This window comes from Primorskyibacter sedentarius (genome assembly GCF_004342065.1).
Taxonomy (GTDB): Bacteria; Pseudomonadota; Alphaproteobacteria; order Rhodobacterales; family Rhodobacteraceae; genus Primorskyibacter; species Primorskyibacter sedentarius.
Map to the genome: position 1 here is coordinate 681,266 of NZ_SLZU01000001.1, position 12,470 is coordinate 693,735.

The 12,470-nt window shown below is 63.4% G+C and carries 12 protein-coding genes; 9 read left to right on the forward strand and 3 right to left on the reverse strand.

What is annotated here, in order from left to right; genetic code table 11:
• Positions 1–7 precede the first annotated feature (7 nt).
• Together ugpE and ugpC are read left to right on the forward strand one after the other, a co-directional pair.
• Entirely contained in the window at positions 8–844 is an 837-nt protein-coding gene (gene ugpE, locus EDD52_RS03140; RefSeq protein ID WP_132242020.1) for a sn-glycerol-3-phosphate ABC transporter permease UgpE, read from the forward strand.
• Positions 844–1,845 (forward strand): sn-glycerol-3-phosphate ABC transporter ATP-binding protein UgpC, encoded by a 1,002-nt coding sequence (gene ugpC / locus EDD52_RS03145; protein ID WP_132241704.1) that lies wholly within the window; start codon positions 844–846, stop codon positions 1,843–1,845. Before ugpE ends, ugpC begins: the two co-directional genes overlap by 1 nt.
• A 96-nt stretch (positions 1,846–1,941) precedes the next feature.
• Here ugpC and truA read toward each other — a convergent pair whose 3' ends face one another.
• Positions 1,942–2,718: a tRNA pseudouridine(38-40) synthase TruA gene (truA, locus tag EDD52_RS03150; RefSeq protein ID WP_132241706.1), complete on the reverse strand. Its 777-nt coding sequence runs from the start codon at positions 2,716–2,718 to the stop codon at positions 1,942–1,944.
• Positions 2,719–2,830: 112 nt separating this feature from the next.
• On the opposite strand from truA, the gene EDD52_RS03155 reads away from it, so the two are divergent.
• Genes EDD52_RS03155 through EDD52_RS03165 form a run of 3 tightly spaced genes read left to right on the forward strand, consistent with a single transcriptional unit; the run spans position 2,831 to position 5,696 of the window.
• Positions 2,831–4,246, forward strand: a complete 1,416-nt coding sequence (locus EDD52_RS03155) for a YcjX family GTP-binding protein (RefSeq protein ID WP_132241708.1) — start codon at positions 2,831–2,833, stop codon at positions 4,244–4,246.
• Positions 4,243–4,692: a GNAT family N-acetyltransferase gene (locus EDD52_RS03160; protein ID WP_132241710.1), complete on the forward strand. Its 450-nt coding sequence runs from the start codon at positions 4,243–4,245 to the stop codon at positions 4,690–4,692. Before EDD52_RS03155 ends, EDD52_RS03160 begins: the two co-directional genes overlap by 4 nt.
• Positions 4,689–5,696, forward strand: a complete 1,008-nt coding sequence (locus EDD52_RS03165; protein ID WP_132241712.1) for a YcjF family protein — start codon at positions 4,689–4,691, stop codon at positions 5,694–5,696. The genes EDD52_RS03160 and EDD52_RS03165 overlap by 4 nt, the downstream gene beginning before the upstream one ends.
• Positions 5,697–5,850: 154 nt before the next feature.
• Here the strand turns inward: EDD52_RS03165 and EDD52_RS03170 are convergent, their stop codons facing one another.
• Entirely contained in the window at positions 5,851–6,210 is a 360-nt protein-coding gene (locus tag EDD52_RS03170) for a hypothetical protein (protein ID WP_132241714.1), read from the reverse strand.
• 390 nt (positions 6,211–6,600) lie between these two features.
• On the opposite strand from EDD52_RS03170, the gene EDD52_RS03175 reads away from it, so the two are divergent.
• The 4 genes from EDD52_RS03175 to EDD52_RS03190 all read left to right on the forward strand — a co-directional run bounded on the left by EDD52_RS03175 (position 6,601) and on the right by EDD52_RS03190 (position 11,461).
• Positions 6,601–6,930: a CBU_0592 family membrane protein gene (locus tag EDD52_RS03175; protein WP_207905958.1), complete on the forward strand. Its 330-nt coding sequence runs from the start codon at positions 6,601–6,603 to the stop codon at positions 6,928–6,930.
• 195 nt (positions 6,931–7,125) lie between these two features.
• The gene (ileS, locus tag EDD52_RS03180) at positions 7,126–10,095 is read left to right on the forward strand and encodes an isoleucine--tRNA ligase (RefSeq protein WP_132241716.1); all 2,970 of its coding nucleotides are present in this window, start codon (positions 7,126–7,128) and stop codon (positions 10,093–10,095) included.
• Positions 10,096–10,129: 34 nt separating this feature from the next.
• On the forward strand, positions 10,130–10,966 hold the full coding sequence (locus EDD52_RS03185) for an EamA family transporter (protein WP_132241718.1): 837 nt from the start codon (positions 10,130–10,132) through the stop codon (positions 10,964–10,966).
• 42 nt (positions 10,967–11,008) lie between these two features.
• Positions 11,009–11,461, forward strand: a complete 453-nt coding sequence (locus EDD52_RS03190; RefSeq protein ID WP_132242022.1) for a methylated-DNA--[protein]-cysteine S-methyltransferase — start codon at positions 11,009–11,011, stop codon at positions 11,459–11,461.
• A gap of 126 nt (positions 11,462–11,587) precedes the next feature.
• Here the strand turns inward: EDD52_RS03190 and EDD52_RS03195 are convergent, their stop codons facing one another.
• Positions 11,588–12,421, reverse strand: coding sequence for a prephenate dehydratase (locus tag EDD52_RS03195; RefSeq protein WP_132241720.1), 834 nt, complete (start codon positions 12,419–12,421; stop codon positions 11,588–11,590).
• Positions 12,422–12,470: the final 49 nt, after the last annotated feature.

A 12,470-nucleotide genomic window follows, 5' to 3' on the forward strand; every position in this document is an offset into this window, starting at 1 on the left:
TAACGGCATGGTCGAAAAACGCGGCGCCGGTCTTTGGCTGACCCATCTGGGTCTGATCATCGGCGTCCTGTTCATCTTTTTCCCGATCTGGCTGGCTTTCGTCGCCTCGACCGTGACGCAGCAGGACATCTCGCAGCCGCCGATGCCGCTGATGCCGGGCGACAAGTTCCTTGAAAACTACGCCCGCGCGCTGACATCCGGCGTGAACGCCCCCGTGGCCGCAATGCTGGTGAATTCGCTGATCATGGCACTGGGGATTGCTCTGGGCAAGATCGTGATCTCTCTGCTCTCGGCTTTCGCGATCGTGTATTTCCGGTTTCCGCTGCGAAAGCTCTTCTTCTGGCTGATCTTCCTGACGCTGATGCTGCCCGTCGAGGTGCGGATCGTGCCGACCTACGAGGTGATCGCCAATTTCAAGATGCTCAACAGTTATCAGGGGCTGATCCTGCCGCTTGTCGCCTCGGCAACCGCGACATTCCTGTTCCGCCAGTTCTTCATGACCGTCCCGGACGAGCTGGCCGAAGCGGCGCGGGTCGACGGGGCAAAGCCGATGCGGTTCTTCATCGACATCCTGCTGCCGATGAGCCGGACGAACATTGCCGCGCTCTTCGTCATTCTGTTTATTTACGGCTGGAACCAATATCTCTGGCCATTGCTGATCACAACCGACCCCGGGATGAACACCATCGTCATGGGCATCAAGCAGATGTTCCCATCCGGCGATGATCTGGCCGATTGGCCGGTGATCATGGCCACCTCCATTCTGGCAATGGTGCCGCCGGTGCTGGTCGTGGTGGGTATGCAAAGACTGTTCGTGCGCGGACTGGTGGAGAGCGAGAAATAATGGCGACTGTCACGCTTCGAAACGTCAGGAAATCCTTTGGCAAGACCGATGTCATCCACGGCGTCGACCTGGAGATTGCCGATGGCGAATTCATCGTGATCGTCGGCCCGTCGGGCTGTGGCAAATCCACTCTGCTGCGCATGGTGGCGGGTCTGGAAACGGTCACCTCCGGCGAGGTGGAGATCGGCGGCAGACTGGTGAACAAGGTCGAGCCCATGGATCGCGACATCGCCATGGTGTTTCAGAACTACGCGCTTTATCCGCATATGACGGTGTTCGACAACATGGCCTACGGGCTGAAGATCGCCAAGGTCCCCAAATCCGAGATCGAGGACCGCGTGGCCACCGCCGCCAAACTGTTGCAGTTGGAGGAATATCTCAAGCGCCGCCCCCGAGAGCTGTCAGGTGGTCAACGTCAGCGCGTGGCCATGGGGCGCGCCATCGTGCGCAAACCTGCGGTCTTTCTGTTCGATGAGCCGCTCAGCAACCTTGATGCAAAGCTTCGCGTGCAGATGCGGCTGGAGATCAAGGCCCTTCAGCGCGAGCTGGGGGTCACGGCGCTGTACGTCACGCATGATCAGGTAGAGGCGATGACGCTGGCGGACCGCATGGTAGTGATGAATGGCGGCGTGGCGGATCAGGTCGGCAAACCGCTGGATGTCTATGCCGATCCCCGGACAGAGTTTGTGGCAGGTTTCATCGGGTCGCCGCCCACGAATTTCCTTGATACCGCACTTCTGCCCGGACTTTCGACAGCGCCCAGCCTCGGCATTCGGCCGGAACATCTTCAGATCGAAGATCAGGGCCGCCTGACCGCGACGGTGTCCTTTGCCGAAGCCTTGGGAGCCGAGACGCTGATCCATTGCAGGGTTGCAGGCGGGCGTCAGGTAACCGTCCGGCAGGACGCCCTGCACCATATCCCTGCCGAAGGGGAAAGCGTACAGCTCAATTGGGCCGATGCGGATGCCATGTTCTTTGATGCCAATGGGCGGCGCGTCTGACGGCCCACGCACAAGAAGCGGCAGAGTTTTGGTGTTTCAGGCGGAGAAATCTGCCCATCGCAGCGCGCGGCGACGCGGCGCTTGGGGCATCACACCCTATTGCCCGGCAGCGAACGGATTGTCGGGGTATCCCACCCCCATCAGGTAGAGCCCTTCTGGCGGGCAAACCGGCCCACAGGCTGCGCGTTGGCGTGCCTCAAGTGCCGCGCTGACGTCATCGGCTGTCCACGCGCCCGCGCCGACCCGCTCCAACGTGCCGACAAAGCTGCGCACCTGATTGTGCAGGAAAGACCGCGCACGCACGTCAAACTGGATCTCCGTCCCGGCCGGGGTGGAAATGGCGCGGATGTCGAGCCTGTCCAAGGTCTTGATCGGGGACTTGGCCTGGCACATGGTCGAGCGGAAGGTGGTAAAGTCATGCTGCCCGACCAGCCGCTGAGCCGCCTCGTGCATGGCTTCGACATCAAGATCGTGGCTCACGCGCCAGACCTGTCCGGCCTCCAGCGTCAGCGGCGCGCGGCGGCTGAGGATGCGGAAGAGATAGCGCCGCTCCATCGCCGAAAACCGGGCGTGCCAGTCCTGGGCCGTGACCGCGCAGGCGCGGATCGCCACGGGAGCCGGTTTCAGGTGGTAGTTCAATGCCTCGGACAGGCGGAACGGGTCCCAGTCCTTCTCCATGTCGCAATGCGCCACCTGGCCCCGCGCATGCACGCCCGCATCGGTGCGTCCGGCAGCGGCAATGGTATGCGCGCGCGGTTCCAGCTTTGCCAGCGCAGCCTCTATCGCGCCCTGCACAGACGGCAGGCCGGCCTGACGCTGCCAGCCCGAAAACGGGCCGCCATCATATTCCACCAAGAGCGCGTATCTGGGCATGGCGGCGCAGATACCCCGAGCGCGCCCGCCGCACAATCCCTGTCTGCCGCACTGGTGATTGGCGCCGGGTGCCCCTATCTTGCGGCCATAGAATGCGCAAAGGGGCAGAGCAGTGGTAATCTCGACGCTGGCAGACGGTTTGACGCGCGGGGTCGAATCCCTGACCGACACTTTGACCAGCCCTTTTTCGGAACCGGTGATCCGGCTGGGCGTCACGGGGCTGGCGCGGGCGGGAAAGACCGTGTTCATCACCTCGCTCGTGGCCAACCTGCTGGATCGTGGCCGGATGCCGCAGCTCCTGGCGGCAGCGGATGGGCGGATCACCACCGCCTATCTGCAACCCCAGCCCAATGACACATTGCCCCGGTTCGAATACGAGACACATCTGGCCGCGCTGACCGCGAGAGAGCCGCATTGGCCCGACAGCACGCGCATGATCTCTGAGTTGCGGCTGTCGCTGCGGGTGCAACCGACCGGGCTGCTGGCGGGGCTACAGGGGCCGCGGACCGTGCATCTGGATATCGTGGATTATCCCGGCGAATGGCTGCTGGATCTTGGCCTGATGGAGAAATCCTATGCCGATTGGTCGCGCGAGACGCTGGCGCGGATTGCGTCCCGCCCGCAGGCGGCAGAGTTCATGGCCACGTCCGGCGCGCTCGACCCGTCCGCGAAACTGCAGGAAACCGATGCGCAGGCGCTTGCCCGCAGCTTTACCGGTTACCTGACGCAGGCCCGGCAGGATGGCTATTCCGATTGCACGCCGGGGCGGTTCCTGCTGCCGGGCGACCTTGCCGGATCGCCGGTGCTGACCTTTGGCCCCCTGCCCGACCCGGGCGATCCGCCGCGCCGGTCGCTCTGGCGCGAGATGGAGCGGCGCTATGAGGCGTACAAGTCGCGCGTGGTACGGCCCTTCTTTCGGGATCACTTCGCCCGCATCGACAGGCAGGTCGTGCTGGTTGACGCGCTTGGTGCGATCCATTCCGGCCCCGCGGCGGTCGAGGATATGCGTCTGGCGATGGCGGATATCCTGTCGTCTTTCCGGCCCGGACGAAATGCATTTCTGTCGCAGATTTTCCGCGGCAAACGGGTCGAAAAGATCCTGTTCGCCGCCACCAAGGCCGATCACCTGCACCATACCCAGCATGGCCGCCTGACCGCGATCATGGAGGCGCTGACCCGCGAGGCCCGCGACCGGGCGCGCTTTGCCGGGGCGGAAACCTCTGCCATGTCGCTGGCTGCCCTGCGCGCCACGGTCGAGGAAACCATCCAACATGATGGCCGCAATTTGGACTGCGTGCGCGGCAGGCTGCTGGACAGTGGCAAGGAAGCGGCCTTTTACCCCGGCGCGCTGCCTGACGACCCCGGTCACCTGCTGGGCCCCGCGCGTCAGGGGGCCGAGGCTTGGCTGGATCAGGATTACAAGGTCATGCGCTTCTCGCCCGCGCCGCTGACGCTGAAACCCGGCGAAGGGCCGCCGCATATCCGGCTGGACAAGGCCGCGCAATTCCTGATCGGAGATCGGCTATGAGCGTCTACCTAAGGCCCGCCCAGTCGCTGGATGCAGGCAAGATCGGGGAGATATTGACCGACGGGAACGGTGCAAACCCATGGAAACCGCACCTGCATTCCGGCGCCGAAGATATTGGGTTTTGCGCCAAGATGATTGATCGCGGCTGGGTCACGGTCGCCTGTCAGGACCGCCGCGTTCTGGGCTTCATCGCCCGGCAGGAGGACGAGGTGCATTCGCTTTACGTGGCCGCACAGGCGCAAGGGGCGGGGATCGGGCGGATGCTGCTGGACGATGCGAAGGCCATACGTGACAGGCTGGAGCTTTGGACCTTTCAATTGAACACCGGCGCACAGCGGTTTTATCTGCGCGAAGGCTTTACCGAGGTCAAACGGACCGACGGGCAGAGCAACGACGAGAAACTGCCCGACATCAGATACCTCTGGACGCGAAAGGCCAAGACATGAGCGACCGTGACGGCCCCGTGCTGATCGACCTGGACGGAAAGAGCCGCGCTCCCTCGCCCGCCGAGGCGCCGCCCGTCCCTGAAACCGGACAGCCCGGCCCAAGCGGGCAGGCGATGGCCACCGTGGCGGCGCTTGCCGGGCGACGCAGTTCGCCGCTCGCGCGGTGGTTCTGGGGGTTGTTGACGGCAGTGATTACCACGGTCGTGTCGGTCGCCGCGTGGAACTTTGCCGCCGATCTGATCGGGCGCGTGCCGCTTCTGGGATGGACCGTGACAGCACTCTTCGCGCTTTTCGTGCTGGTGCTGCTGGCAATCGCGGTGCGCGAACTATCGGTCTTTGCCCGTCTGGCGCGGATCGACAAGCTGCACCGCCGTGCCGCCCAAGCGCTGGCCGAGGATGACCTTGGCGGTGCCCGCATCGTCATCAAGGAGCTGGACACGCTTTATAGTGGGCGCGAAGACACACGCTGGGGTCGGCAACGCGTGGCGGAGCTGGGCGCAGAACAGTTCGACGCGGGTGGTCTTCTGGGTCTGGCCGAGGCCGAGTTGCTGCGCCCGTTGGATCGCGCCGCGCGGACAGAGGTCGAGGCCGCAGCCCGGCAGGTCGCGACGGTGACAGCGCTGGTGCCTTTGGCGCTGGCCGATGTGGCCTCTGCCCTGACGGCGAACCTGCGGATGATCCGGCGCATTGCCGAAATTTACGGTGGCCGCGCGGGCACGCTGGGCAGCTGGCGGCTGACCCGCGCCGTGATGTCGCATCTGGTGGCCACCGGCGCCGTGGCCGTCGGTGACGACATGCTAGAGCCCGTGCTGGGCGGCGGGATTCTGGCGAAACTCTCGCGCCGCTTTGGCGAAGGTCTGATAAACGGCGCCCTGACAGCCCGCGTCGGTGCCGCCGCGATGGAGGTCTGCCGCCCCCTGCCCTTCACCAGAGAGCCGCGCCCCCCGGTGCGCAGCATGGTGAAATCGGCCCTGACAGGGCTGTTCAAGCAGGCCAAGGACTGAGCTTGACCTCGTAGCAACGGACGTCCGCGCAACTTGAAACGTTAACACTGGCCGCTGCGCACCTCTTTCTTAAAACGCAGAAAAGGCGCCGACATAAGCGTCGGCGCCTTGGACGCCCGCGCGACGAGGCGCGGGCGGCATAAGTGTGCCAGAGTTATTCGGCGGGCACAGCTTCTTCACCTGCCGCTGGCTGCTCTGTCGCGGCAGGGGCGCTCTCAAGCGTCGAACCTTCGGTTGTCGTCTCCGCTTCCGCTGCGGGGGCGGTCGTTTCGCTTTCAACGGCGGGGGCCTGCGCGTCGCTTTCGATCATGGGCGCAGTCTCTGTCGCCGGTTCTGTCATCACTGGTTCTTCCCGGTCTGCCCCGCCCATCAGCGATGCGCCGATCAGCACGGCAAGGATCACCACGATCCCGATGCCAATCCCAAGTGCAGCATTACCGCCGGAGCGCGTGGTCCGAACCTCGCGGGGCGTGCGGGGATCATCGATACGGGTTTCTGTCGTTTCAAAGGCCATGTCGTTTCTCCTGTTTACGTCTCTGCTATCGGGGCGTCGCTTGGCCCGTCCGGACCGTCCGCCTCATGCAGACCAAACGCGCCAAATTCGGATTGGTTCGATGAAAGCGTCGCCCCCCGCCAGTGCTGGGCCAGTCCCCGCCGATCAGGGCAGGCGAGATGCGCCAAGATCCGCCAAGTGCCATCTGCCCATGGAACCGGCGACCGATCGCCGAACGCCCGCGCAACCCTGATCACCCACCGCCCAAACGCCGCACACGCGATAGTTGACCTTCCCGGTCAGGTTTACCTGACTACCCCCCGATCACGGGTTCGGGCAGACTGTTCTGACCGCAACCCATTGATATGCGGAATATCTTGACGAATTTTTTGCTGAGTACGGAGCCATTTCATGCCCGATTTTTCTCAACCGATCGACACGGGGCTGCTTTGCCGCATGCTGGGGCTTGTCGGGTTCTGCCTTTACGTCATCAACTATTTCCTGTTGTCGACGCAGATCTTCACCGCTCAGGGTATTCGCTATTTCGTCGTCAACACGACTGCCGCCGTGCTGGTCCTGATCGGGCTGACGCAGGATTTCAACCTTCCGGCGGCACTAACGCAGGGCTTCATGATATGCATGGGCACAGCCGCGATCCTGATCCGCGTGCGGCGTTCAATATTGCTGCGCCGCAAGTTCGACCGGATCAGGAACGACCAGCACATCCCCCGCGCGGCCTGAACCCGGCATACAACGCGGCCACTGGACGCCCGCGCAGACCGGGCCTATAACCCGCGACATGACGCTTATTCACGCGATCATCATTCGAATTATATGCCCGGCGCTCTGACATACGAGCTGCCGGGACAAGGCGTATGCACCGCAGCGCCGCCCCTGACCCCCTGACAATTCACCCGATTTTCAAGGACGCCCAAGATGTGCGCCGAGACGCCCGACTATAAAGCCACGCTGAACCTGCCCAAAACCGATTTCCCGATGCGCGCGGGACTGCCCAAGCGCGAGCCTGAATGGCTGGCCCGCTGGGAGAAGATCGGCATCTATGATCGCCTGCGCGAGACTGCGGGCGACCGCACGCCCTTCACGCTGCATGACGGGCCGCCCTATGCCAACGGTCATCTTCACATCGGCCACGCGCTGAACAAGACGATCAAGGACATGATCGTGCGGTCCCACCAGATGATGGGCAAGGATGCGCGCTATATCCCCGGTTGGGACTGTCACGGCCTGCCGATCGAGTGGAAGATCGAGGAACAGTACCGCGCCAAGGGCAAGAACAAGGACGAGGTCGATGTCGTCGATTTCCGTCAGGAATGCCGCCGCTTTGCCGAGGGCTGGATCGACGTGCAGCGCGACGAATTCAAACGTCTGGGCATCACCGGCAAGTGGGACCGCCCCTACCTGACGATGGATTTCCGCGCCGAACGCATCATCGCCGAGGATTTCCAGAAATTCCTGATGAACGGCACGCTTTATCAGGGCTCCAAGCCCGTGATGTGGTCGCCGGTCGAAAAGACAGCGCTGGCCGAGGCCGAGATCGAGTATCACGATCACAAGAGCCACACGATCTGGGTGCCGTTCAAGATCGTCTCTGGCGGTGATTTCACAATGCCCGAGGGCGAGGATGACGACTATGCAGGTGCCGATGCGGCGCTGGTCGCCTCTGACCTGCTATCCGCCAAGGTGGTGATCTGGACAACGACCCCCTGGACGATCCCGTCGAACAAGGCGGTCGCATACAACCCCAAGATCAACTACGGCCTCTACGAGGTCACTGGCCGCCCAGAGGAATGCTGGTGCAGGATCGGCGACCGCTACCTGCTGGCTGACACGCTGGCCGGGGATGTGCTGGGTGCTGCACGGCTGGATGACACGATGTATCGCCGCCTGCGCGATGTCTCTGCCGAGGAACTGTCCACTCTGACGCTGGCGCATCCGTTTGCGGGTGTTGATGGCGCAGACGGCTTCTGGGACTACGAGGTGCCGATGATCGACGGCGATCACGTGACCGATGATGCGGGCACGGGCTTTGTCCATACCGCGCCCAGCCACGGCGCCGATGACTTCGAATGCTTCATGAAGCGCAACTGGCTGGACCGGATGACGCATAACGTGGGCGAGGAATCCGAATTCCTTCCGCATGTGCCGTTCTTCGCGGGCCTCCAAGTGTTCGACCGCAAGGGCAAGGAAGGCAAGGCCAACTCCACCGTGATCAACAAGCTGGTCGAGGTGGGAGGCCTGATCGCGCGGGGCCGCGTCACGCACAGCTATCCGCATAGCTGGCGGTCCAAGGCTCCGGTCATCTTCCGCAACACCCCGCAATGGTTCGCCGCCATCGACCGCGAGGTCGGCGACGGGCAGGACACCTATGGCAAGACCATCCGCGAACGCGCGCTGACCTCTATCGACGAATTGGTGAAGTGGACGCCGCCTTCGGGTCGCAACCGTCTGTATTCGATGATCGAAGTGCGTCCCGACTGGGTGTTGTCGCGCCAACGCGCATGGGGCGTGCCGCTCACCTGCTTCACCCGCAAGGGCACGCTGCCCACGGACGAAAACTTCCTTCTGCGCGACGATGCCGTGAATGCCCGTATCCTAGAGGCGTTCGAGGTCGAGGGCGCGGACGCATGGTACAAGCCCGGCGCGAAAGAGCGTTTCCTTGGCAGCGATTACAATGCCGATGATTGGGATCAGGTCTTCGACATTCTCGATGTGTGGTTCGATTCCGGCTCCACCCACTCTTTCGTACTGCGCGACCGGGAAGACGGGACCGTGGATGGCATCGCAGATGTCTATATGGAAGGCACCGACCAGCATCGCGGCTGGTTCCATTCCTCGATGCTTCAGGCCTGCGGCACGATCGGCCGCGCGCCCTATCGCAACGTGGTCACGCATGGCTTCACGCTGGATGGCAAGGGCAACAAGATGTCCAAGTCGCTGGGCAACACCATCGCGCCCGATGATGTGGTCAAGCAATACGGGGCCGATATACTGCGGCTTTGGGTGGCGCAGGCCGACTACACCACCGACCAGCGTATCGGGCCGGAGATCCTGAAAGGCACGGCCGACAGCTATCGCCGCTTGCGCAACACGATGCGGTTCATGCTGGGCGCGCTGTCGCATTTCGAGGAATCCGACCGCGTCGCGCCTGCCGACATGCCGGAACTGGAACGCTGGGTGCTGCACCGTCTGGCAGAGCTCGATCACCGCGTCCGCAAGGGCTATGCCGAGTTCGACTTCCAGGGGGTATTCCAGGCGCTGTTCAACTTCGCCACGGTGGATCTGTCGTCCTTCTACTTCGATATCCGCAAGGATGTGCTCTATTGCGATGGCGACACGGATCGCCGCCGTGCTGCGCGCACCGTTCTGGATATCCTGTTCCACCGTCTGACCAGCTGGCTTGCCCCGGTTCTGGTCTTCACGATGGAGGAGGTCTGGCTGGAACGCTTCCCGAGTGCCGACAGCTCCATCCACCTGACCGATTTCCCGGACACCCCCGCGGACTGGCTGGACGAGCCGCTGGCGGCCAAATGGGCCAGCGTCCGTCAGGCCCGCCGCGTGGTGACAGCCGCGCTCGAAGTGCAGCGGACCGACAAGGTGATTGGCGCCTCGTTGGAGGCAGCACCGGTCGTGCATGTGCGCAACGCCGATATGCTGACTGCGCTGAAATCGGTCAATTTCGACGATATCTGCATCACCTCGGACGTGTCGCTCTCTGGCGATCCCCTTCCGAACGAGGCGTTCCGCCTGCCAGAGGTCGAAGGCGTCGGTGTGGTGTTTGAAAAGGCCGAAGGCGAAAAATGCCAGCGCTGCTGGAAGATCCTGCCCGATGTCGGCACGCACAAGCATCCGGGCACCTGTGCCCGTTGCGACGCGGCTCTGGGCTGACCCGCCCCGGCGCTGACAAGAAAGGCGGACCGCGATGAGCCTGACGGTATTCTTCGCGGTCCTCGCCGCCGCCCTGCTGCATGCAGGCTGGAACGCATTGATAAAGCTCGGCGCGTCCAAGATGACCTCAATGCTCATCCTGACGCTTGTGCAGGCGGGCATGGGCGGCATCATCGCGATGGCCTACCCGCTGCCCTCGGGCGAAATCTGGCTCTGGCTGCTGGCCTCGGGCGTGTTTCATTCCGGCTACAAGCTGTTTCTGGCCTATGCCTACGAACAGGGCGATCTCAGCAGGGTCTACCCCATCGCACGAGGCGCCGCGCCGCTGATCGTCACGCTGGTTTCGGGCCTGCTGCTTGCCGACATCATCCTTGCGCTGGAATATTTCGCAATCGCCATCCTCGGCCTGGGCATCCTTCTCATGGCTCACGGCGTCTTTCAGAACGGCGAAAGCAGGCGCCTTGTCCCTCTGGCGCTCGGATCGGCCCTGATGACGGCAGGCTATTCGCTGGTCGATGGTCTGGGCGCGCGCGCCGCGGGAAACGCCGCCATGTATGTCGCCTGGCTCTTCATCTTCGACGGGCTGTTTTTCACCCCGATTTGTCTGGCACTGCGCGGACGCACGGTGCTGACGGCGCGGCGTCCAGACTGGGTGCTGGGCAGCCTCGCCGCCGCCGGGTCCTACGCCGCCTATGCCATCGTCGTCTGGGCCATGACCCAGGCACCCATCGCGCTTGTCACCGCCCTGCGCGAAACCTCGATCCTCTTTGCCCTCCTTCTGGGCTGGCTCTTCATGGGCGACCGGATCGACCGCACAAAGGCGCTTGCCGCCGCCCTGATCGTCCTTGGCGTGGTGCTGACCCGGCTCTGACCGCCCTTGCCAAAACACCTTGCCCGCGCCACCCTGCGGGCCATGCCCAGCCTCACCGTCCCAACGCCCACCAGCCCCTTCACAATCTCCGAAGAGCACGGTCAGATCACCCGCGCCGAGTGGAGCAGCGGGGGCGATGATGTCACCCCGCTCCTGCAAGACGCCGCAGCGCAGGTCACCGCCTATTTTGACGGCCGCCTGACGCGGTTCGACCTGCCACTCGACCCGGGCGGATCGTCCCTCCAGCTCCGCACCTGCGACGCCATGTCAGCCATCCCATTCGGCGAAACCCGCACCTATGGCGAAATCGCAAAGGCGCTCGGCGCGCCGGCCCAGGCGATTGGTCAGGCCTGCGGCGGCAATCCGATCCCGCTGATCATCCCCTGCCACCGTGTGCTTGCGGCCTCCAACCTCGGGGGCTTCTCGGGTCGCCACGGCATCGAAACCAAGGTCTGGCTGCTGAAACATGAGGGCGCGGCCAGCCTGCTCATCTAACCCCTCAATCCCCCGGACGTCAGACAGGCGCGTCGCCTCGCCACGCGCGCCGAGCCTCCTGCCCAAAGGCGGGAAGCGAGACATCCTGTGCGGCCGAAAGGCCGCTCATCAAGGGAACAGCCCCGTTCAGTCGCGGCGCGAATCGCGCGGATAGACGCCCAGGATTTCCAGCATGCTGGTGAAATAGCCCAGCTCGTCCAGCGCCCGCGCCACTTCGGGATCCTCCGGGTGGCCCTCAATGTCAGCATAGAACTGCGTCGCCGTGAACGACCCGCCCACCATGTAGCTTTCCAGCTTGGTCATGTTGACACCATTTGTCGCGAAACCACCCATCGCTTTGTAAAGCGCGGCCGGAATGTTGCGAACCTGAAAAACAAAGGTTGTCATCATCCCGTGCGTGCCACGCCGTGACAGATCAGGCTCGGGCGACATGATAAGAAACCGGGTCGTGTTATGCGCATGATCCTCGATATGGCGCGCCAGAATGTTCAACCCGTGCAATTCCGCCGCAATGTCAGAAGCCAGAACCCCGACGTTGCGGTCGCCCGATTCCGCCAGTTCCGCAGCCGCGCCAGCGCTGTCTGCGGCAGATTCGCCGCGGATACCGTATTTCGACAGGAATGACTTTGCCTGCGGCAGAAGCACCAGATGCGCGCGCACGGCCTCGAGATCTTCAATTTCCACACCGGGCAGTGCCATCAGACTGATATGCACGCGCACAAAGGCTTCATCGACGATATGCAGACCTGATTCTGGCAGAAGGCGATGGATGTCGGCAACGCGACCATAGGTGGTGTTTTCGACCGGCAGCATCGCAAGCTCTGCGGCACCGCTGCGCACGGCCTCGATGGCATCTTCGAAGGTCCGGCAGGGCAATGCGTCCATGTCAGGGCGGGCCTGTCGGCACGCTTCATGCGAGTAGGCGCCAAGTTCGCCCTGGAATGCAATACGTCTGGTCATTTCAAATTTCCCGTGTCCTGACGCCTGTCGGGCGTTTGGTCGCGGTTTC